Here is a 20,930-nt window from a genome sequence, read left to right on the forward strand (position 1 = left end):
GTGACCTGACCCAAGCGGACTACTTGCGTGTCGACGAGGCGGACGACGTCGAGGCCCGGGCGACTGCCCGGTGCCCGCTCAGCTCTTGCGCTCGCCCAAGACGCAGAATTCGTTGCCCTCCGGGTCGAGGAGGGTCACCCATTGCTGCCCGTCCTGCGCGCTGTCGACGCGCCGGGCGCCGAGAGAGAGCAGCCGGGCGACCTCGGCCTCCTGATCGTCGGGGCGGAAGTCGGGGTGGAGTCGGTTCTTCGACGTCTTGCTCTCGGGGACCGGCACGAAGAGCAGGCCCGGCATCCGGTCCGGCTCGGGCCGGATCTCGATGATCTCCTCGGATTCGTCGACCACAACCCAACCCAGAGCCTCGGCCCACCAACGTCCGAGAGCGACGGGGTCGGCAGAGTCGACGATGATCTGTTCCCATTCCAGTGCCATGGGCCCGAGCATAGGCAGTCCGGCGACCCACCCCGCAAAGCCGCCTGGACCCTGGAGGGATCGAGCCTGCCGAATGGCCACGCTGATGAGGTTCCCGAAATCGGCCGGGCCTGCTCCCCGTTCCCCACTCACTTGAATCCCGTCCGGGCGGAGTGTCCGGGTGAGGCAGTCTCCGAGGTGTCGTGCGCTTGTGGTTGCGGGCCCGCGGGCTGCCCGCTCGACAAGTCGCGGCCGGGGCCCGCCCCTTGGCTGCGTGTCACGGGAGGAGGGGTCTTTCCCAGGGTGAGAGGTCCAGGGTCGGGTAGCGCTGGGCCATGGCGCGCAGGGTGTCGGGGTTCCAGAACGGGTGCCCGGGGGGTGGGAATCCGAACAGGGCGAGTTGGTTCGCCGTCGCGCGTTCGACGAACCGGTACCAGGCGCTGTCGTGGCTGCGGTCCGCCCACGGTCCGCGCAGGGCCCAATCGGCGGACGCCGGGCGGTAGTTGACGTGCATGGTGAAGCGGGCCCCGCGGGGGCGGGCCAGGGCGGTGCCGCGGTGGAAGGTGTCGAGTCCGAAGGCGACGACGGTGCCGGCCGGGCCGGCGGCGGACACCTCCGCGTCGTAGAGCGCGCCGGTGTCGCCGGCGGCGACGAACGCGCGCAGGTCGTCGTCGGGGACACCCCCGGGATCGGCGCCGGGGCGCAGGTACCAGTTGGGCCGGGCGGGCAGGTGCCGGGTGTGCTCGCGCGGGACCAGGTGCGGCGGCCCCAGGTCCTGCGGCACGTCGCACAGGTAGAGGAACATCTCCACCTGGCGGTACCCGGCTGCGACGGTGGGCACCAGGACGGTGTGGTTGAGGTAGTCCCGGTGCAGGTCCTGGTCGTAGTCGGCGGCACCGGTGTACTTCGCCCACACCTCGGCCTGGTACATCCGCAACTCGTCGTCCCCCGCGAGCGCGGCGGCCAGGTCCGTCAGGCGGGGGTGCACCGCCAACAGGCTCAGTTCGGGGGAGGCGAAGGGGAACGCGTCGATCCCCGCGAACTCGTCGCCGACGTATCGACGACCGCGCGGATCGAGCCCGTCGTGGAAACCCGCGGCCGTCGGATGGAGCACCTCGAGACCGGCCTGCGCCGACGCCAGATCCTCCGCCGGGAGAAAGCCCGGCAACACCACGAAACCGTCCCGCGACCACCGCGCGCGGACCTCGTTCATGTCCATCGACCCAGAATGCGCCGAACTCCCCACCCGGACAAACGAATTCCCGCAGGGAACACGATCACACGCCGAGTTCCACGCCGGCCCGAGCGGCATGGTCCTGGTCGGGATACCGCTCGCGACCGGATGTGGGAACGACACACCGTCGAAGGACGCCGTCGAGACACCGGCCGCGGCGACGGCGAGCGCGTCGGGTGAGGACGACACACGCCTCGACGACGTCGCGCGTGCCCCGGACTCGATCGTCCGCGACGTCGTCACCGCGGGGGTGCGCCGTGCTCGTGGTGGGGGCCACCGCCGCCCTGTCCGATGACCGAGTCGGGTTTCTCCCCGGGCCGCAGGACGAGGAACTGCCCCATCATGCCGTAGTCCTCGTGATACATCAGGTGACAGTGGTACATGTATGGCCACCTGGCATCGGTGTAGTCGCTGAAGCGCACGGCCAGCCGGACGGTGCTGAACGGTCGCACATTCACGGTGTCCTTCCATCCCGCGAGTTCCGGCGGTGGGGCCTGGCCGTCGATGTCGATCACGCGGAACCGGGTGTCGTGCACGTGGAAGTTGTGCACCCCGTTGACGCCGTTGGTGACGGCCCAGATCTCGGGAGTGTCGACGACCGTCTGCACATCGATGCGCTGCATGTCCATGGTCGCCCCGTTGATGGACACCTGGCCGAAGAGGAAGGTTCGCGTCGCGGCTCCGTTCGTGTCGATCGGCGGTATGTGGGCGAGTGCGGTGGGCGGCGCGGGCCGCGGCTTCAGGGTGTTCGCGGCCCGGAGCAGCACGATGTCGAAGGTGTCCGCCAGGCCGAAGTTCGCCGCCGGCTGGGAGCGTTGGATGCCGTTGTCGTCCTCGAAGGGATAGGCGCGCAGGACCCGGGTCAGACCGGGGCGCATGGTCACGATGATCTCGGCCCGTTCGCCGGGCGTGAGGCGAAGCCGCCGCAGCCGGGCCGGCGCCTCGAGCAGGCCGCCGTCGCAGGCGATCATCTCGAACTCGGAATCGTCGTCGAACCCCAGGTTGTAGAAGCGGACCGTCGAGCCGTTGAGCACGCGGAGCCTGACGCGTTCGGTGGTCACGTTCAGGTAGGTGTCGGCGATTCCGTTGGTGGTGACGGTGGAGCCGAGCAGCCCGGCACTGGGATCGTCGCGCTCGTCCAGGTTTCCGTTCGGGGTGAACTTCTTGTCCTGGACGATCAAAGGCACGTCGTCGACCCCGTAGTCGTGCGGCAGTTCGCGGGAGACCGGATCGTCGTCGTCGATGATGAACAGTCCCGCCAGACCTCGGAACGCGTGGCGTTGAGTGGTGCCGTGGGCGTGCGGGTGGTACCAAAGCGTCGCCGCCGGTTGCTTCACCGTCCAGGTGGGGGTCCAGGTGCCGCCGGGCATGATCGGCTGATGCGGACCACCGTCGAAGATCGCCGGCAGGTGCATGCCGTGCCAATGCACGGATGTCACCTCCCCGAGCGAGTTGCGCACGCGTACGGCCACCGTTTCGCCGTGCTTGGCCCGTAGCGTCGGGCCCAGGATGGCGCCCGAGTAGCCCCAGGTCGGAGTCGTGACACCGGCGACGATCTGGGTGGTGCCGGCGCGGATGTCGAGGTCGAAGCGGCGGGTGCCGTCGTCGGTGACGGTGGACTTCGCCAGCGGCGGGATCGGCAGCGGTCGCTTTCCCGCCGGGGGCGCCGACGCGAAGCTCGGTCGGTGGTCCGATTCCGTGGTCGAACAACCCGCGGCCGCCGCCGCCACGGGCACCGCCGCCAGGCCGCGCAGGACGGTCCGGCGCGTCGGATCGCTCACGGCCTGTGCGTTGTCTTCCACTCCCGACTCGGAGTGGGGCCACGGCCACGCTGTCGGTGCGAATTTCATGCACTCGACGGTATGGAGGGCGTCTCATGTCGTCCAAGACCAGTTGTGCCATGTGCTGATGACCGCAGGGGCATGAATATCGATGACTACGGCGAGGTTCGCCACTGCGTCACGACGGGCTCAACATGGTGCGCGAGAGATCGCGCAGCCTCCCGGCCGCCGCCGACATGTAGGCATCCGCACGCCACACCGCGCTCAGGACGCGTTCGCAACCCGGGGCATCGACGTGCAGCCAGACGATCGGCGCCGTCGTCGCCGCCCGCCGGGACATCGCCGGCACGAGCCCGACGCCGAGCCCCGCACCGATCAGTTCCCCCATCACTCCCGGTTCGTCGGTCTCGCACGCGATCACCGGCCGCAGGCCCGTGCCGGCGAACAAACGATCCAAAAGGGTGCGCGGCCAGAAGCCGGGCCGCGACGTCACCAACGGCTCTCCCGCCAACTCGGCGACGGCCACCCGCTTTTGTCGCGCCAGGCGATGAGTCGCCGGAACCGCGAGCAGCACCTCCTCGCGCAGAAGCTCGACCGAGGCCAGTGCCGGCCCGGCAAGCGGCTGCGAGGCGAAGCACACGTCGACCTCCCGCTCCCCGAGGTGACGCGCCATCGCGTCCGCGTTCGCCTGGAACAGCCGCACGTCGACACCCGGACGCTCGGCGCGAAAGCGCGCGAGGACCTCGGTGACCGACAGGAGCGTCTCCGCCGCCACCGTGACGTGACCGTGCTCCAAGCCGGCGATGTCCGCCAACTCACGGCGTCCGTCGTCCAGTTCGCCGAGCGCTCGATCGACACGGCGCAAAAAGGCCGCGCCGGCCGCGTTGAGCCGTACCTGGCGGCCTCGACGGTCGAAGAGCGGTACTCCCAGGCCCTTCTCCAGCCGGGCGATCGTCCGACTCACCGAGGGCTGCGCGACTCGCAGGTCTTCGGCCGCCCTGCTGATGTGTTCCCGGCGGGCGACCGCCTGGAAGTACCGTAGCTGAAGCAAATCCATGGGCCGTCTTCCTCGCTTCGCGCACGGTGGGGCAACCCACGAGTGGGCCGATCACGGCAACGTTACCGAAGCTCCCGAGCGCATCCTCGTGGGGACGAGTCGCCTCGACGGTGCGGAAACGGTGCGCCCCGGTCGGACCTACGCCGACGTGGTGTCGGTGATCCCGGACAGGTACACCTACCGGCGACCGCGAGCACCCGACGGCTCGCCCGGCGGCGCGAGCCTGCGTCGCAGGCCGTCGACCATGGCCGACAGGGCGCCCTCGGCCCCGTCGCCGGCCAACGGCAACGACACCGCGACTCGCGGGCCGCACGAGTGCAATGTCTGACAAATGAGTTTATTTACTCATGTTCAAAGATGATTGTGATCATTATGGGCAACAGTCCGTCATCACTTGACTACTCTCCGGAGTGCCATCATGACTGGACTGTCCCCCAGGCTGCGAACAAGACGTACCGTCTACTTCGCCGTCGCCACCATCGCCGTCGTCGGCGTCAGTGGTGCCGCCCTCCCTCTCGTCTCGTCCCTGTCCCCCGAACTCGCGGTCCACGGCGTCCCGTCCGGTGCCGTGCTCGGCACCGCCGTCGGCCGGAACCAGACCTGGCAGGTGGAGGCCGAATCGCTCGACGACGTGCGCATCACCCTCGACGGCCGGCCCCTCGCCGGCCGCCGCGTGGGCGATCGACTCGTCGTCTCCACCCCCGGGCTCGCCGAGGGCAGGCACCGCTTCACCGCCTCCATCGACGGCGCTCTACCGATGACGTCCACCTCCGTCGACCGTGAATTCACCGTGGACACCACCCCACCCACGCTGACCGTGGAGCCGGTGAAGGCGCAGAAGATGAACGCGCCCGTGACGGTACGCGGACGAGCCCAGGGCGCCACCGGCGTCCAGGTGGCGGGCCGGCGGGCCGAGGTCGGCCCGGACGGCGGGTTCACCGTCGAACTGGGCCAGGCGCCCTCCGCCTTCGACGTCGTCGCCACCGACAAGGCGGGCAACGCCACGAAGGTCCCCACCATCGTCTCCGTGCCCTACCCGGGCGCCCGCGCCGCGCACATCACCGCCATCGGTTGGAGCGCGGCATCCCTGCGCGAGCCGCTGCTCGACCTGGCACGGCAGAAGAAGATCGACGCCGTCGAACTGGACATCAAGGACGAGAGCGGCGAGGTCGGCTACGACTCCCAGGTGCCCCTGGCCCGACAGATCGGAGCGAACAAGCCCTCGTACAACCCGCGCGCGGTGCTGGACCAACTCCACGCCATGGGGGTGCGCGTGATCGGCCGCATCGTCGCCTTCCGCGATCCGGTCCTGGGCGCGAAGTCCTGGGCGGCCGGCGCCAAGAACCGACTCGTGCAAACGCCCTCGGGGGATGCCTACGACGGCGGGCACTACGGCAAGTTCGCGTTCACCAACTTCGCCGATCCCGAGGTGCGCGCCTACAACATCGACCTGGCCGTCGAGGCGGCGAAGCTCGGCTTCGACGACATCCTGTACGACTACGTGCGTCGCCCGGACGGCCGACTCTCGCAGATGTCGTTCCCGGGACTCGGCAAACGGGCGCCCGAGCAGTCCATCGCCGATTTCGTCGCCGAGACCCGCACCGCGATCCGCCCGCACGGCGCCTTCCTCGGTGCCTCCGTGTTCGGCATCGCCGCAACCCGGCCGACCGAGATCGCCCAGGACATCCCGCTGCTCGCCAAGTCCGCCGACTACATCGCACCGATGGTCTACCCGTCGCACTGGGCCGCGGGCGAGTACGGCGTCGCCTCCCCCAACAGCAGCCCCTACGACATCGTCCAGCGCTCCCTCGCCGACTTCACCAAGCAGACGGCGGGCACGGGCGCGAGCGTCGTGCCCTGGTTGCAGGACTTCTCGATGGGCGTCACCTACGGACCCGCCGAAGTCGCCGCCCAGATCAAGGCGGCACGCGACAACAACATGCCCTCCTTCCTGCTCTGGAACGCGGGCGCCCGCTACCAGGGCGCAGCCCTGGGCGCCACGCCGTGACCCCGCCTCGCCACCTTCGGGAGAAGACCGTGCAGCATCGACTCGTTCCCACCGTCGCCGCCCTCGCCGCGCTCCTGCTCGCGGCCACCGCTTGCGGTGACGACGCCCACTCGGACGGCACGCCGTCCGCCGGGGACGCCCGACGACAACCGGCCGCAGCCGGGCAACCCGCCGCCCCACCCGCCCGTGTCCCCGCCGACCCGGCCGCGGTGGGCGCCGACGAGACCGGCGCCGTGCCGGTGTTGATGTACCACCAGATCGTCACGTCGCCCAAGAGCGTGTACGACCGTACGCCCGAGGACTTTCGCGCCGAGCTGGAACGCCTGGCGCGCGAGAAGTACGTCCCGGTGACGGCGGCCGAATACGCGTCCGGGCGCATCGACATCCCCGCCGGCACCCATCCGGTCGTCTTGACGTTCGACGACTCGTCCAAGAGCCAGTTCCGCCTCGACCCGGGCGGCGGGGCCGCACCCGACACCGCCGTCGGCATCCTCTTGGACGTCGCCCGTACCCACCCGGGGTTCCGCCCGGTGGCCACGATGTTCGTCAACGCCGACCCCTTCGGCGACCCCGGGGGCCGCAAAACCCTGCCGTGGCTGCATGATCACGGGTTCGAGGTGGGCAACCACACGCGCGACCACGCCAACCTGCGTTCGGCGACCCCGGAAGCGGCCACCCGGCAGATCGCCGAGCAACAGGCGATGATCCTGGCCGCCCTCCCCGGCGCCACCGTGGACACCCTCGCATTGCCGTTCGGCGCCGAACCGAAGCCGGCGTCACTCGCGGCCAAGGGCAACAGCGGCACGGTCGCCTACGAACACCGAGGAGTGTTCCTGGTCGGTGCCAATCCGGCCCCGTCACCGTTCGCGCCCACCTTCGACCCGGGCGCGGTGGCACGGATCCGCTCCGCGCCGGCCACCGGCGAGGACGCCCGCTACGGGTCGACCGCGTGGCTGGACCAACTCGCCGACGGCCGCGTCCGCCGCTACACCTCCGACGGCGATCCGACCACGATCGCCTACCCCCGCGGCGGCACCGCGCCGGCCGCGGCCTACACCTCGCGAAGCCGCGCCTACTGATCCCCCCTACTTCCCCGAACACGCACGGGCGGCCGGGGCGGCCCTCCGCCTCGGCCCGAGCCCCCGCCGGTCGGCCACCGGCTCCGGGCGGGATGCCACGTCGACGCCTATACGCGAAGTCGGTCACTGGGCGTCACGGGGCGACCCGTCGCGCGTGCGGTGAAGTGAGCCACACCGTGGTGATGCGCACCCAAGTGAGGCCGGTCGAGAACCGGTCGAGAACGAGGACCGGTGGGGCCCGACCCAACCGGTGTGTGTTCCCTGGGCAGCGCATGTCCACCACGCACATGCGTTCGGTTCCGTCTCACGGCCCTCCCGATCGCGATCGCGAAGGCGACGCCGTGGGCGCGCGGTGCGAACGTGGCGCGTTCGTCCGTAGGCTTCGGCGGTGTTCGCCTACCTCTTCGCCGCGCTGTTCTTCCTGTTCTTCCTCGTCGGAGTCGTCCGCGACCCACGCCGATTCGGTAACGCCGTCCTCCTCGGCCTGGCCGTGGTCGCCCTCGTCGTCGGGCTGCTCGGCGAACTGCATCGCATGCCGGAGCGCTTCGCCGACGTGGTGACGCTGCTGCTCCTGTTCCTGCCGGCTCTGGGCGTGCTCCTGTTGGCCGGCGCGCTGGTGTCCAACGGCGCGACGATGGTGCGGCGGGAGGGAGTTCGTGCCGCGAACCTGCTCTCGCTGCTCGCCGGGCTGGCCATCGTCGGCGTGATCATCCTGCTGGTCACCGCCCTGTTCATCCGCTCACGCACCCTGATCGTGATCGCCGGCACGGTCGTGCTGGTGGTCGGCTACGTGTCCTTCCTGCTGGTGTGCTTCCTCGGCTATGCCTTCCTCTACGAGCGTTTGCGGGTGCGCCGATCGGTGGGTTTCGTGGTCGTACTGGGCTCCGGCCTCGTCGGCGGTACGACGGTGCCGCCCCTGCTGGCCTCCCGACTCGACCGCGCGCGAAAGCTCTTCGACGCCCAGGTCGCGCGTGGGAACCGGCCCGTGCTCATCACGTCGGGCGGCCAGGGCCCCGACGAACATCTGCCGGAGTCGCACGCGATGGCCGACTACCTGGTCACCCGCGGGGTACCCGCGGAGCGGATCGTGCGCGAGGACCTTTCCCGGAACACCGAGGAGAACCTGCGCTTCAGCAAGACGATCATGACGAAGATCGATCCCGACTACCGGTGCGTGATCGTCACCAACAACTTCCACGTCTTCCGTGCCGCGCTGACCGCCCGACGTACCGGAGTCCGCGGCCAGGTGGTCGGCGCGCCGACGGCGAAGTACTTCCAACCCAGCGCGACGATCCGCGAGTTCGTCGCGGTGTTCCTGACCTACAAGGTCGTCAACCTCGGCGTGTGCCTGCTCATCGCCGTCTCCGGCGTGGCCGCCTGGCTGTGGCACTGACCGATGGGCCGGCGACGGCCCGACCCTGCGGGGCGCAGTCGGAGTGTTCACGTGGACGCGCCCCCGCCCGCCCACGCGCGGGGCGAGCGGGGGCGCGGATTCGGTGCCGGGTCGCGGGCTCAGTTCTGGTGGGTGGCGGTAACGCGGTGCAGGTGGATGAGGATGTCGTAGGACTGCTTGAGGTTGACGTTCTCGTATTCCGGGATCGGCCACTCGGCGCCCAGACTTCGGGTGGGTCGGGCGTTGTTCAGCCACGCGCGAGCCGAGGCCGGCGCGTGGCGGGTGTCGAGGTAGTAGTCGCGGTCGGACACGGTCTCCAGGGTGTGTTCGTTGCCGGCCGGGGTCCCGGGCCCGAGCGAGACGGGACGTGGCACCTTGTCGGGGTCTCCCGGCGCCCATGCGTTGAACTCGCCCTGCCCGAAGGTGAAACCGGCGTTGACATAGCGCGTGCCGAGCCGGTCGCGAAGGAACTCGCCCTGGAGCTTGGGGTAGCTCTCGGGACTGGACGTCACCTTCGCGACGTGGCCGTTGTGCGCGGACAGCAGGATGCGCGAGCCGGTGTGCTCGTGCCACCACACGGTGTTGGCGGCCATCTGCTCGTCCCGGTAGCGCATCATCGCCGGGACGTCCTTGGTGAAGTCGAACCCCCAGAGCGTGCCGACCTGGGCGATGGACCGCGCGTGTTGGAGGATCAGGTCGTGCTGCCGGGAGTCGGCCCCCGCAGGCCGTTGTTCCAGGAGCCGCAACACCCGCTGTACGTCCCCGCGCATGCGCTCGCGGTCGGCGAGCGGTATCCGCTCCCAGCTCGCCATGGCCTCGCCGGCGGTGCCGGTGGGCCGGGACTCGCGATACAGGCGCCGCACTTCGGGAAGCAGGTCCGGGTACCACCGGGCCGCGTAGGCGGTGACGGTGTCGAACAGTTCGGGCCCCGCGTAGCCGACGTCGTCGCCCACGACCTGGACGGGACGGTCCGGGTGGGTTCGATTCCAGTCGCGCATCCAGCGGAGCTGGTCCTCGGTCTCCCGCGTGTTCCAGATGACGTTCGCGTGCTGGAACTCTTCGGCCATGATCCTCGACAGGTCTCCCCTGCCGGTCCGGACCCAGTCGTTCAGCCGCAGACCGGTACTCCAGTTCGTCTCCAGGGCGAACGTGGTGAAGCCTTTTCGTTCGACGAGGTGGCGGAAGAGGCGGTCCTTGAACGCGCGGAACTCGTTCGATCCGTGCGTGGCCTCTCCCACACCGACGACGGAGGCGTTGCCGATCATGCGGTCGAAGGCCCGCAGATCGTGGTCGGACCCGCCGGGCCGGGTCGAACCCAACGTCTGCGCCGCCCTCGACAGCGCCCGTACCGGGTCGGCGGAGCCGGCCGCCTGCGCGGGCGCGGCCCCCACGGTCGTCCCCAGGCACACGGCGAGCGCGGCCGCCGACAACAGGGTGCGCGAACCTCGTCCGGTCCCGCGATGCGCGTGAACTCCCTTTGTGTGCAGATGGCTTCGGGTGTCGCACTGTTCGTGAGCACGCTCGTGTGATCGCATGTTTCGACACTATGGATCCGGTGCGGCCGAGTACCTCCTTCCCGGGCACGAGGACTTGGGTACCGACTTCCCGCCCGCACCCCCGGTACGTTGGTCCGGCCGCTCACAACCGCGCGGAGGACATCGGACACCCGCATCCGTCCCCGGTCCGAATCCGTGGGGAACCCGGTGACGCTACGGTTCGGTAGAGTCCGAGCGTGGCTGTGTTTCTTGTCTTTCTTCGCCGCTCGGGCCCTCACTGGGATGCGACACGCCCCATGCAGGAACAGTCCGACTGGGCGGCCCACGCATCCTTCATGGACGAGCTCGTGGCGTCGGGTGTCGTCCTGTTGGGCGGACCACTCGCCGACGAGCATCGTGTGGTGCTCGTCGTCGAGGCCGAATCGCCGGACAGCGTCCGTACCGTGCTCGCGCGTGATCCGTGGAGCGAGACCCACCTTCGAGTGGACAGCGTCGAGCCGTGGACGATCCGCCTCGACGGCCGGGCCCGTCGATGATCCGCACCGCTCCGGGCGTTCCGTGAACTCGGGGACCGTGGTCGGACCCGGCCACGGGTAGCAGCTCGACCCGCCGCGTCTGCGACTTCCGCGACGCCTACGGTTTGCCCGAGGAGGTTGTCGGCGTTCCCGCCGGCGCCCCGATGTCCGGTACGTCTGTGTAGTCGGGCAGTTCGACACCGTTGATCGCGCGCCCGACCAGCTCGGTGAACCATTCGCCGGTGAAATCGGGGCCCGGCTCGGTGTCCGGCCCGGGGATCGCTCGGCTGCGGGCGTTCAACCGACCGATCTCCTGGTTGGCCTCGACGAACGCACGCATCCGAGCCTCGTAGCCGGCGAACCCGGCCTTCGGGTCCCATCCGGCGGCGGCCAGTTCACCGGCCAGCAGGTAGGCCCCGACCAGCGCCAGCCCGGTGCCCTGCCCCGACATCGGCGACGAGCTGAACGCCGCATCCCCCAGCAGCCCGACCCGTCCGCTCGACCAGTGGTCCATCGTCACCTGGGCGACCTGGTCGAGGTAGAAGTCGGGGGCGTCGTCCAGGTGCGCGAGGATGTCCGGGGTCAACCAGCCCAGGCCGGCCATCCGCTCACGCAGCAGGCGCTTTTGGGCCGCGACATCACGGTAGTCGACGTCGAAGTCGGCCGAGGCGAAGTAGAACATGGCCATCGCCCGGGTGGCGTCCTGGATGGGCCGCAGGAGGGCGGAGCGCCCGGATTCGGCATCCTGGTACTCGAGCAGCCAACGGTCCAGCCCGAACTCGTTGGGCACACTGTAGAAGGCCAGCACCTGACCGAGGTGGCGGAGGAACCGCTCATGCGGCCCGAAGACCATCGCCCGCAGTGGCGAGTGCAGTCCGTCCGCCCCGACCACCAGCTCGAAGCGCCGCCGGCTGCCGCCCGCGAACACCACGTCGACGCCGTCCGCGTCCTGGGTGAGCTCGGCGATCCGGTCGCCGAAGATGTACTCGACGCCGTCGCGGGTGTCGTCGTGGAGCACCCGGGACAGGTCTCCGCGCAGGATCTCGATGTCCGCGATGAACCCGTCACCACCGTCGTCGTCGGCACTGAAGGTCTCCAGCACTCGCCCGTCCGCGTCGACGGTGTGCGCGCCGGCGGTGTCAGTGCACGCCGCGCGGACCGCCGCATCCAGTCCCATTCGCCGAATGACCTCCTTGGCCACCCCGCGCGCGTCCACCGCCTGCCCGCCGGGGCGCAGCTCGGGGGCCCGCTCCACCACGGTCACCTCGGCCCCTCGCCGGCGCAGCCAGTGGGCCAGCGCGGGCCCCGCGATGCTCGCTCCCGCCACCAACACCCTGGTACCGCTCACTGTGTCTCCCGCTCGCCCCGCCGGATCATCGTCCGGACCGATTGTTCCCGCTCCGATCCACCGACGTCGGTGCATCCGGAGGTATGGACGACGGATCCGTCCGGAACTCATCGGTGCGGCCGAGATCCGTCACGGACGATGGGGCCGGCGCGTCATCGCTACACGATTGCCCGTCGGACCGACATGTCGTTTTCGATCGCCGCCGCCCTGAATTGCACCGGCAGTACAGCCGGTTGGTGTGCACGTCCGCACTGTGTCGGGCTTCGGCCCCTGTGTGACGGACCTTGACGCGCTCTCGACCGGAGTCGGACCATGAGCGCTCGTGCTTGATCGACGAACGGGGGAACACATGTCGAAGTCGACGCGGAGACTGGCCGGTCTGGCGCTCGCGGCCACGGCAGCGGCGGGACTGGTGACGGCGGGAGCCGGCTCGGCGCAGGCGGCGAGCGGGAGTTACATCGCCACCTATCGCTACCTGTCCGAGTGCCAGAACACCGGCGCGATGTACGTGCACTACGCCGGTGCGAGCACGTACCACTGCACCGGCAACGGCGCGGTCGGCTTCTCCCTGTACGTGGAGTACTGGGCCTGATCCGACGCCGCCGGGTACCGCCCCTGGTCCTGCCGAGGGGCGGCACCCGGCAACACCCGCCGGGCGGCCGCGGGTCGCCGGTCGGGATGATTCCTTCGTGGTGCGCGCCCATCGCCCGCGGGGCCGGCCGCGGCGTGCGAGGGTGGTGGGCGACCCGGCGCGAAGGAGTGGGCACGAATGGCGTTGCTGATCACGGCGGATCAGGTATTGCAGGGCCCTGCCGGGGCGCGGATCAAGGACGGCGCGGTCCTGGTCGACGGGAGCGCGATCGTCGCGGTGGGCCCGCGCGGCGTGGTCGAGGCGCTGGCCGGCCCGGATGTGGAACGCAGCGACCACCCGGGCGCGACCGTGCTGCCCGGCCTGATCAACTGCCACGTCCACCTGGCCTTCGACGCCGGGCCCGACCCGGTCGGCACTCTCGGCGACACCGACGACGCCGCGCTCGCGCTCGGTATGGCGGATCGCGCCCGGCAGTTGCTCGCCGGCGGCGTCACCACCGCCCGCGACCTCGGCGACCGCGGCGCGCTCGCGGTGCGGCTGCGCGACACGATCGCCGCGGGCGACCTGCCCGGTCCACGCATCCTCGCCGCGACCGCGCCGCTCACGCCGCCGGGCGGCCACTGCTGGTTCCTCGGCGGCGAGGTGGACGGCACGGCGGCGATCCGGGACCGGATTCGGCGCAACGTCGCCGCGGGCGCGGATCTGATCAAGGTGATGGCGAGCGGTGGCCAGATGACGCCGGGCGGCGCGGCCATGTGGGAGTCGCAATTCGACACGGAGCAACTGCGCGTCGTCGTGGACGAGGCGCATGAGGCGGGCCTGCGGGTGGCCGCGCACGCGCACGGGACCGCGTCGATCGTGTCCGCGGTGGACGCCGGTGTCGACTCGTTGGAGCACTGCACGTGGCTCACCGACGGCGTCCCGGACGAACGCGAGGACGTCGCCGCGCGGATCGTCGAACAGGGCATCCACGTGTGCTCGGCGATGTCACCGAACTGGCGCGCCTTCATCGAACGGCTCGGCCCCGAGCGGGCGGAGCGTTCCTTCGCGAGGCTGCGTTGGATGGACGGACTGGGCGTGCGGCTGGTCACCGGCACCGACGCGGGCCTGCCGTTCTCCGGGTTCGGCGACTTCGTGGGCGCCCTCGGGCTCTACGAGTATCTGGGCTTCCCGCTGGAGCGCATCGTCGAGATGGCCACCACCCGCTCGGCCGAGGCGCTGGGCCTGACCGACGAGACGGGCCGACTGGCTCCGGGCCTGGCCGCGGACCTGCTCGTGGTCGCCGGCGACCCGACCACCGACCTGAACGCCCTGCGCGACCCCGCACTGATCCTCGCCCGAGGCCGCCGACACCAGAACGGTTAGGTCATCCGTCCGTGGGCGGGTCGCCGAGTTCGGCGCACAGGCGGTCGATGTGGTCCTCGGTGACGTGGGGCATCGTCACCAGGTGGGCCCGGCCGTCGACCTGGAACAGGTGCCACCGCTCGCACATCGCCTGCGAGGGGGCGTCGAAGAGCACCGTGTTCGTGCCGGCCGGGTGCTCGGGGTGCCGACCGCGTCGCTCCAGGCGTTCGGCGGCGTATTCCGCGATGCGCAGGCATTCGTGGACGCGGTCGACCATGCCCTGGCGGCCGAGCCGGCGCAGCTCGTGCCACAGCAGGACGGGTGAGAGGGCGTCGCGGGAACCGCCGATGGTGTCGTCGTCGGCGCCTACCGCCGCGCCCTGCTCCCTAATGTTGTCCACGTGCTCCGGGCGGGCCAGGACGATGCCGCACGGGACCGGGCAGCCGAGCATCTTGTGGCCGCTGATGGCGATGCTGTCGGCGCCGTCGGCGAAACCCCATGGTCGTGGGGACGGTCCCAGCGCGGCCAACGGGCCGCCGAACGCCGCGTCCGCGTGCAGGTGGGTGCGTTCGACGCCGGCGTCGGCCAACGCCGCGTGTACGGCGGGGAGATCGTCGACCGCTCCCCTTCCGGTGCTGCCGATGGTGGCGACGACGACCGCGCCGCGGTGCCGGTTGGCTCGGCATGCCGATTCCAGGGCGCGCGGGTCCATCGCCCCGTGTCGATCGGTGGGAACCGTCGCGAGTTCCATCCGGAGCAGGCGGGCGATCTTGGGAACGGAGTAGTGCACGTCGCTCGACGCGTACAGGACGGCGTCGGGATGGCGTTCGCGGCCGACGAACGCGCCGAACAGGTTGCTTTCGGTGCCGCCGTTGGTCACATATCCGAACGCGGCGCCGGACGGCGCGCCGGCGAGGATGGCGAAGAAGTCGACGACGGCGCGCTCGAAGTGCTTGGTGTGCAGGCGGTATTCGCTGGTTCCGCAGGGGCTTCCGGCGTTGTTGCCGTGCACCGCCAGGAACGGCGCGAGGTGCCGGTAGTCGATGTCCAGGTTGACGGGAGCGCCGATGGAGTACGCGCGCTCGTCGCGCATCCAGGAGGCGATGTCGTCCAGGAGGGCACGATCGGCTGCCAGGCCCTCGGATGTGCGGGGCTCGTCTGCGATGGCCAGGTCCTCTGCCAAGGGGACGCGCATGCGATCTCCTGTCGGATGGTCGGAAGGCGACGACGTCACGGTGCGCTTCGCAGCGGGCGGGGTTCGAGCCGGTCCGGGATCGGCGGGGTCGCGTCATCGGCCTGCCCGTCACCTCGCATCGGCTCCGCCGAGTGCTCGCGGCGGGGCGGATCGGTGGGGTCGACGTGCACACGGCCGTCCTGGAGAACGAAGTCGACCCCACCCATGGTGTCGATGTCGCGCAAGGGGTCTCCCGGCACGGCGATCAGGTCCGCGACGCCTCCCGCGGCGATGCGACCGAGCCGTGGTCTTCGCAGGAGCTCGGCGGCCGAGACGGTGGCCGAACGCAGGGCTTGCAGGGGAGTCAGGCCCGCCGTCGTCATCGCGGGGAACTCCCGCCAGTTGTCGCGGTGCGGGAACACCCCGGCATCGGTGCCGTACGCGATGGTCGCCGTGCAGGCGGCCACCCGCCGGCCGTGTCCCCGCAGGGTCGGTGCGTGCCGTGCCAGTTTTGCGCGCTCGTTGGCGTCCCGGTCGGCCCAGAACGCGTCGTCGTCGAGGTGGGCCAGGAAATGCGACACGGCGTAGAGGGTGGGGACGAGGTAGACGCCGTGCGGACCGAGCGTGGCGAGGGTTGCCGGTGTGGCCAGGCACGCGTGTTCGACGGAGCGGACACCCGCCCGGACGGCGCGGCGGATGCCCTCGTCGGAGAACGCGTGGACCGCGCACGGCAGGTCCAGGTCGCGCGCGGTGCCCACCAGGGTGTTCATCTCGAGCTGTGAATAGGTCACGCGCAGCGGTGAGTCGTCGGGGTGGGTGACGCCGCCGGTGGCGGCGAACTTGATCCAGTCGGCGCCCGCGCGGGCATCGGCGCGAACCCGACGCTCGATCTCTTCCGCCCCGTCGGCGAGCGGCCCCACCTCCTGAACCCCGTGCGGAACCGCCGCAGCCGACTTGTCCCCGTGTCCGCCGCGCGCCGAGATCAGATGCGGTGCGACGAACAGGCGGGGCCCGGGCACGATTCGCCGGGCCACCGCGTCCCGCAGGTGGACGACCAGGGGGTCCTCGAGGGCTCCGCCCATGTCCCTGACCGTGGTGAAGCCGTTGCGCAGCAGGCGGTCCAGGTGCGGTAGCGCGGCGAGTGTCTGGGCACTGACGGGATCGGCGAGCGACGTGGGGACGGCCTCGGTGAGATGCACATGGCAGTCGATCAACCCCGGCAGCAGCGTCCGGTCCCCCAGGTCGATCCCGCGCGCTCCGGCCGGCACGGCCGCCCCGTGCCCGACGTGGCGGATACGACCGTCCCGGATCAGTACTCGGGCGTTGTCGCGGGTGGCGTCCTCGGCGGGATCCCACCAGCGGGCCGCGGTGATCACCAGTGGGCGCTCCGCACCGTCGCGGGCCCGGTCTTCGTGATGCGGGCCCATCCGATCAGTGTGCGGCGTCACCATGCGGGGTCCCTGTCGGCTCGGTCACGCCGATTTCGGCCACGCGAATCCCGGACGGCTTTCGGGGCCGCGCCGGTGCCGTCCTCGAGCCGGCCGGATGCGGCGCGCCGGACCGACTCCCCTGCCGGCGTGCGGGGTTCGTTCGGGGGCTCACGGGCGACTCCGTGATCGGCGGCGCGAGAGCCGATATTCGCGTGCGGGCCCGTACGATCACCCCCTTGGAGCCTTGGCGTTCGCCGGGGCCGGGAGCGACGCGGTGCACCCTTGGTCCCGAGAGATCCCTTCGGCGGCTGAAATCACTGTATTCGCGCCAATTTCGATAACACAAGGTGATTCGAAGATCACTCTCCCGACGCAGGCGGCCGCGACGTCGTGGAACCGCAAAGGCCACCTCTTCGCCGCATCCACTGCTCAGCATCACCGTCACCGTCTGCCACCCGTGCCGGGCCCACGGACACCCCGGCCCCGCTGGTATCGGCGCTCAATCCGACGCGCACGGGCAGTTGCGGGCGATCGCGCCCGGGCGTGCAGTGCCGGGCCGTCGACGAGCACGGCATCGGCGTCGCGGACGGACAGGTGGGCGAGTTGTGGGGCGCCGTCGATTCACCGCGACGCCGGTCGGTCGATACGCCTCGGCCGCCCGCCGAATTCTTCGCCTCAGAGGACGCCGGCGCATTCCCCGCCCCCCGGCGGTCGCGATACCGGGTGGTCACGAATGGGGCGCGACCGCCCGGGACTTCGCTCCGGGGCGGCCGATCACGATCCCGTGCCGCGCACGGAAACGCCCGGTGGCGGGGGCGGCGGCCTGTACCACCGGCCGAGCCGTCCCCGACCACCGGGCGGCTAATGCGGCACCGCCTCGAAGCGTCGACACCCGCACATCCCGACGCGTCGAATCGGTGTCGACCATCTCGAACTCGGTTGATTCGGGCTCGAGATGGTCGAGCTCGGTTGAACTCGAACTCGATTGGACTCGAACTCGGTCGACTCCCGCTCGGTCAACTCAGGCTCAGTGTCAGCACCCCCGAGTAGGTCCCCGGGCGAACGAACGCCGGGGTCGTCAATGTCATGGCGGCGTCCGCCGAAACGCTGCCGCCCGTGGCTCGCCCCTCGACCGGGGTCTGCGTGCACAACTGGGCCTGGGTCGCCCCGAGCGGCCCGGGAGTACCGGGGGTGACCGTTCCGGGCGCGCCATCGGCCGCCACGCACGCGGGAGTCCAGGTCACGCTCCCGGCAGGGAGCCTGTCGGTGCCGTTCTCGGCCGTCAGCTCCGACATCGTGCCGGTCAGCGACCACCCGAGGTCGGTCCCTCGGGCGTCGACCACGGTGACCCGGTTGAGCGCGGCGTTCAGGCGCAGCGGTTTGCCGTCGATCGTCGCGCTGCCGAAGTCGATCCGGTCGCCGGCCTGGGACATCGTCAGGCCGCCGGGCTTGATCTGCCCACTGACCGACTGGGTCGTCCCGGCCGGGGCCTCGCCCACCGTGTAGGGCGTCCGCTTGCCGATCGCGGGGTTGCCGAACTCGTACGCCGCGACCGCGACGGTGGCCGCGGCGGTCACCGTGAACGTCGCGGTGAACGAGCCGTTCGCGTCCGCGGTGGTGGTCACCGCGTCCTCCGTCGGGGCCCCGGGCTCGTCCTGGGGTTGGACGGTGATCTGGGCGTTCGGCGAGAACGCGGTACCGGTGACGGTCACCCGGGTGCCGATCGGACCGGTGTCCGGGCTCAGTACGAGCCCCCGACCGCCGACCGGTACGGACACGACGGTCAACGGCGCCTCCAGGGCCACCGATCCCGATGTGACCTTCAGGAGCGCCGCCGTACTGGGAACCGCGCCGGCGACGTGCACCCACCCCGACAGCACACCGTCGACGACCTTGACGTCGCTCGCGGCGATGGTCGAGTAGCCGTTGTCGCAGAATCCGCCGAACTCGGGGAAGCACATGGTCAACCCCACCGGACCGGCCGGCCAGTGCGCGCCGGACAGCGTGACCCGGGAGTTCGAGTCGACGGTGCTCGGCGTCGCGGTCAGCGTGGGCGCCTGACTGCCCTGCTCGACCGTGTACGACGCGACCACGCCGTTACCGGAGATCGGCACGCACGTCGCCGTCGCGAGCAGGTTTCCGCCGACGATGGTCTGCACCACGATCGACTTCAGGGTGAGGTCCACCGTGGATCCGGCCGCCGCGCCGACGATCGTCGTAGGCACGGTGAACGGGGGCGGCACAATGGGCGTGTTCACCTCGATCGGCGTCTCGAACGACGGTGGCGCCACCGAGAGATCCCCGGTCGCGCCGCCGGATGTGGCGAACGTGTAGACGGACTTGATCGTCGCGAGTGGAATCGGGATCGGGCTGGTCGCCGGACTTCCACCCGCCACGACGTGCATCGAGGTGGCGCCGTCACCGTGCGTCGGATCCAGGGTCACCTCGAACCGCTGCGACCCCTCGGGGGCGCCGACCGGGGTCGTGCATCGCATGACCGGGGTCACGGTGCCGGCGCCCACCGACGGCGCGAGGGCGACCAGACCGCTGCCGAGGGCCAGGGCGGCCGCCGCCACCGAGGCGGCCCGGCGATGGCGGGGCAATCTTCGGGATAGCCGTTTTGGCACGTTGCTCCTTCGTGTGGACGGCCGGTGCGGACGACCTGTTCGGAGCCCGTCGGAAACGAAAGGCGTAGCGAACTATTCGCACATTTGGATCATCCATAGTCAAGAGCGAGATGCGTACCGATTCATTCGACACGTGTCACCATGATCGAGAAATACCCCGGAAACCGAATATTCTTTGCCGATATGAGTGTTCATGAATTGCGATCATGAATTGCCGATCTTGAATTGTCCCGTCGGAGAATTGTGCCCGATCCTGCTTGACGGAATCCGAGACTTCGGATTCACTCCAAATGCGCCGACAGGAACTTTCCGCAGTATCTGTCGAAAGGGGCATCCTCCATGTCACGATCCAAAGCCCTAGCGGCCGGCGCCGCCGTCTTCGCCGGTACCTTGGCAGCGACCGTCGCGCTCGGCGGCACCGCCACGGCCGGCGGCCCGTCCACCGCGAAGTACGACTGTCTGACCTCGGTCGGGGTCAGCTACACCGGCAAGTCCGCGACGTTCACCACCAACGCGTCGCATCAGCTCTCGGCCACCATCGCCCTCGCGCCGCTGATCACCATCAACAACGGCGACCTCACGATCACCGCCAACCTCGGGGGTCCGAGCGGCACGGTCACGTTCAGCGGCACCGCCGGCACGTCCGGTCCCTTCGGTCCGGTCAACCTGGGTCCGCTGAACAAGACGGCGGGCACGATCTCCGCCGGTCAAGCCATGACGGTGATCCAGTCGGCCAGTCCGCCCAGTGCCACGAACTGGTCGGTCAAGCTGCACCACAATCCCAACAACGTCGACATCTGGTGTGTCGGCAAGAGTGCGTTCAGCCCGGCTTTGACGTACTGACCACCGGCCCCGCCCTCGGCGCGGCGGGGGATCGACGGCATGGGGTTCGACGCCGCTTCGATCGTCACGTTTGGGCCGGCCAGGCCCGAGGTGCCGTCGAACCCCGATGCGCACGATCTCGCGACGTCCCGACTCCCGAGCGCCGGCCGGCTCGCGATCACCCGCCGCCAAGGGCCCGGTTCCCGTCGGCCCGCAGGGTCCACGACGCGTAGGAGCACGGTTTTCGGTCTTCTTCCGGCACGTTGCCCGAGATTCCCGTCCGGTTCGGCCACCGGGCACCTCCCCGTGGGGGTTGGTCAACGAGTACGGGTCGGGCGCGCGGCGGGTCACGGCGTTGGCCGGGGTGGACGTGGAGCTGACGCGTGGCGGGTTCACCGCCATCATGGGGCCGTCGGGTTCGGGCAAGTCGACGCTGCTCAGTGTCCGGCCGGGCTGGACACCGCCACCCGGGGCAGCGTGGCCATCGGGGACACCGAGCTCGGGGATCTCGACGACACGGCGCTGACCGAACTGCGGCGCGAACGTCACGGGTTCGCCTTCCAGGCGTTCAACCTGCTGCCGACCCTGTCCGCTGTCCGTGTCGGAGAACATCACACTG

17 protein-coding genes are annotated in these 20,930 nt (G+C 70.3%); 8 read left to right on the top strand and 9 right to left on the bottom strand.

Annotated features, from left to right (window positions below):
* Window positions 1-78: 78 nt before the first annotated feature.
* The 4 genes from B4N89_RS36725 to B4N89_RS36745 form a co-directional block, all read right to left on the bottom strand.
* Window positions 79-432: a VOC family protein gene (locus B4N89_RS36725; protein WP_201261096.1), complete on the bottom strand. Its 354-nt coding sequence runs from the start codon at window positions 430-432 to the stop codon at window positions 79-81.
* Between the two features lie 256 nt (window positions 433-688).
* Window positions 689-1,630, bottom strand: a complete 942-nt coding sequence (locus B4N89_RS36730) for a phytanoyl-CoA dioxygenase family protein (RefSeq protein ID WP_078980912.1) — start codon at window positions 1,628-1,630, stop codon at window positions 689-691.
* Window positions 1,631-1,884: 254 nt separating this feature from the next.
* A complete protein-coding gene (locus tag B4N89_RS36740; protein ID WP_078981544.1) occupies window positions 1,885-3,426 on the bottom strand; it encodes a multicopper oxidase family protein in 1,542 nt (513 codons plus the stop codon).
* A 178-nt stretch (window positions 3,427-3,604) separates the two neighbouring features.
* Window positions 3,605-4,483 (bottom strand): LysR family transcriptional regulator, encoded by an 879-nt coding sequence (locus B4N89_RS36745; RefSeq protein ID WP_078980914.1) that lies wholly within the window; start codon window positions 4,481-4,483, stop codon window positions 3,605-3,607.
* A 418-nt stretch (window positions 4,484-4,901) separates the two neighbouring features.
* Here B4N89_RS36745 and B4N89_RS36755 point away from each other — a divergent pair, with 418 nt between their 5' ends.
* The 3 genes from B4N89_RS36755 to B4N89_RS36765 all read left to right on the top strand — a co-directional run bounded on the left by B4N89_RS36755 (window position 4,902) and on the right by B4N89_RS36765 (window position 8,963).
* The gene (locus tag B4N89_RS36755) at window positions 4,902-6,491 is read left to right on the top strand and encodes a putative glycoside hydrolase (protein ID WP_235619157.1); all 1,590 of its coding nucleotides are present in this window, start codon (window positions 4,902-4,904) and stop codon (window positions 6,489-6,491) included.
* A 29-nt stretch (window positions 6,492-6,520) separates the two neighbouring features.
* Window positions 6,521-7,570: a polysaccharide deacetylase family protein gene (locus B4N89_RS36760; RefSeq protein ID WP_235619158.1), complete on the top strand. Its 1,050-nt coding sequence runs from the start codon at window positions 6,521-6,523 to the stop codon at window positions 7,568-7,570.
* A 388-nt stretch (window positions 7,571-7,958) separates the two neighbouring features.
* Window positions 7,959-8,963: a YdcF family protein gene (locus tag B4N89_RS36765; protein ID WP_078980917.1), complete on the top strand. Its 1,005-nt coding sequence runs from the start codon at window positions 7,959-7,961 to the stop codon at window positions 8,961-8,963.
* A 119-nt stretch (window positions 8,964-9,082) separates the two neighbouring features.
* On the opposite strand, the gene B4N89_RS36770 is transcribed toward B4N89_RS36765, so the two are convergent.
* A complete protein-coding gene (locus B4N89_RS36770) occupies window positions 9,083-10,498 on the bottom strand; it encodes an erythromycin esterase family protein (RefSeq protein WP_078980918.1) in 1,416 nt (471 codons plus the stop codon).
* A gap of 257 nt (window positions 10,499-10,755) precedes the next feature.
* Here B4N89_RS36770 and B4N89_RS36775 point away from each other — a divergent pair, with 257 nt between their 5' ends.
* Complete coding sequence (locus tag B4N89_RS36775) at window positions 10,756-10,995, top strand: YciI family protein (RefSeq protein ID WP_078980919.1); 240 nt, start codon at window positions 10,756-10,758, stop codon at window positions 10,993-10,995.
* A 97-nt stretch (window positions 10,996-11,092) separates the two neighbouring features.
* Here the strand turns inward: B4N89_RS36775 and B4N89_RS36780 are convergent, their stop codons facing one another.
* Window positions 11,093-12,322, bottom strand: a complete 1,230-nt coding sequence (locus tag B4N89_RS36780) for an FAD-dependent monooxygenase (protein WP_078980920.1) — start codon at window positions 12,320-12,322, stop codon at window positions 11,093-11,095.
* Window positions 12,323-12,671: 349 nt separating this feature from the next.
* Here B4N89_RS36780 and B4N89_RS36785 point away from each other — a divergent pair, with 349 nt between their 5' ends.
* Both B4N89_RS36785 and B4N89_RS36790 read left to right on the top strand, forming a co-directional pair.
* Window positions 12,672-12,914, top strand: coding sequence for a hypothetical protein (locus tag B4N89_RS36785; RefSeq protein ID WP_078980921.1), 243 nt, complete (start codon window positions 12,672-12,674; stop codon window positions 12,912-12,914).
* A 177-nt stretch (window positions 12,915-13,091) separates the two neighbouring features.
* A complete protein-coding gene (locus tag B4N89_RS36790) occupies window positions 13,092-14,279 on the top strand; it encodes an amidohydrolase family protein (RefSeq protein WP_078980922.1) in 1,188 nt (395 codons plus the stop codon).
* Window position 14,280: 1 nt separating this feature from the next.
* On the opposite strand, the gene B4N89_RS36795 is transcribed toward B4N89_RS36790, so the two are convergent.
* From B4N89_RS36795 to B4N89_RS36810, 3 genes are all read right to left on the bottom strand, one after another.
* Complete coding sequence (locus tag B4N89_RS36795; protein WP_078980923.1) at window positions 14,281-15,453, bottom strand: histidine decarboxylase; 1,173 nt, start codon at window positions 15,451-15,453, stop codon at window positions 14,281-14,283.
* A gap of 35 nt (window positions 15,454-15,488) precedes the next feature.
* Complete coding sequence (locus tag B4N89_RS36800; RefSeq protein ID WP_078981546.1) at window positions 15,489-16,859, bottom strand: metal-dependent hydrolase family protein; 1,371 nt, start codon at window positions 16,857-16,859, stop codon at window positions 15,489-15,491.
* Between the two features lie 1,019 nt (window positions 16,860-17,878).
* Window positions 17,879-19,489, bottom strand: coding sequence for a hypothetical protein (locus B4N89_RS36810; protein ID WP_143658215.1), 1,611 nt, complete (start codon window positions 19,487-19,489; stop codon window positions 17,879-17,881).
* Window positions 19,490-19,828: 339 nt separating this feature from the next.
* Between B4N89_RS36810 and B4N89_RS36815 the strand changes: the two genes are divergently transcribed.
* Both B4N89_RS36815 and B4N89_RS53475 read left to right on the top strand, forming a co-directional pair.
* Window positions 19,829-20,332: a hypothetical protein gene (locus B4N89_RS36815; protein WP_078980926.1), complete on the top strand. Its 504-nt coding sequence runs from the start codon at window positions 19,829-19,831 to the stop codon at window positions 20,330-20,332.
* 106 nt (window positions 20,333-20,438) lie between these two features.
* Window positions 20,439-20,837 (top strand): ATP-binding cassette domain-containing protein, encoded by a 399-nt coding sequence (locus tag B4N89_RS53475; RefSeq protein ID WP_414646455.1) that lies wholly within the window; start codon window positions 20,439-20,441, stop codon window positions 20,835-20,837.
* The last annotated feature ends 93 nt before the right edge of the window (window positions 20,838-20,930 follow it).

It is taken from the genome of Embleya scabrispora (assembly GCF_002024165.1).
Lineage (GTDB): Bacteria > Actinomycetota > Actinomycetes > Streptomycetales > Streptomycetaceae > Embleya > Embleya scabrispora_A.

What these genes read in the sequence shown, in the direction of transcription:
- B4N89_RS36795 (WP_078980923.1), bottom strand. Translation starts at nt 15,453, where the DNA reads ATGCGCGTCCCCTTGGCAGAGGACCTGGCCATCGCAGACGAGCCCCGC.
- B4N89_RS36745 (WP_078980914.1), bottom strand. Translation starts at nt 4,483, where the DNA reads ATGGATTTGCTTCAGCTACGGTACTTCCAGGCGGTCGCCCGCCGGGAA.
- B4N89_RS36800 (WP_078981546.1), bottom strand. Translation starts at nt 16,859, where the DNA reads ATGGGCCCGCATCACGAAGACCGGGCCCGCGACGGTGCGGAGCGCCCA.
- B4N89_RS36770 (WP_078980918.1), bottom strand. Translation starts at nt 10,498, where the DNA reads ATGCGATCACACGAGCGTGCTCACGAACAGTGCGACACCCGAAGCCAT.
- B4N89_RS36725 (WP_201261096.1), bottom strand. Translation starts at nt 432, where the DNA reads ATGGCACTGGAATGGGAACAGATCATCGTCGACTCTGCCGACCCCGTC.
- B4N89_RS36815 (WP_078980926.1), top strand. Translation starts at nt 19,829, where the DNA reads ATGTCACGATCCAAAGCCCTAGCGGCCGGCGCCGCCGTCTTCGCCGGT.
- B4N89_RS36785 (WP_078980921.1), top strand. Translation starts at nt 12,672, where the DNA reads ATGTCGAAGTCGACGCGGAGACTGGCCGGTCTGGCGCTCGCGGCCACG.
- B4N89_RS36790 (WP_078980922.1), top strand. Translation starts at nt 13,092, where the DNA reads ATGGCGTTGCTGATCACGGCGGATCAGGTATTGCAGGGCCCTGCCGGG.
- B4N89_RS53475 (WP_414646455.1), top strand. Translation starts at nt 20,439, where the DNA reads ATGCGCACGATCTCGCGACGTCCCGACTCCCGAGCGCCGGCCGGCTCG.
- B4N89_RS36755 (WP_235619157.1), top strand. Translation starts at nt 4,902, where the DNA reads ATGACTGGACTGTCCCCCAGGCTGCGAACAAGACGTACCGTCTACTTC.
- B4N89_RS36775 (WP_078980919.1), top strand. Translation starts at nt 10,756, where the DNA reads ATGCAGGAACAGTCCGACTGGGCGGCCCACGCATCCTTCATGGACGAG.
- B4N89_RS36730 (WP_078980912.1), bottom strand. Translation starts at nt 1,630, where the DNA reads ATGGACATGAACGAGGTCCGCGCGCGGTGGTCGCGGGACGGTTTCGTG.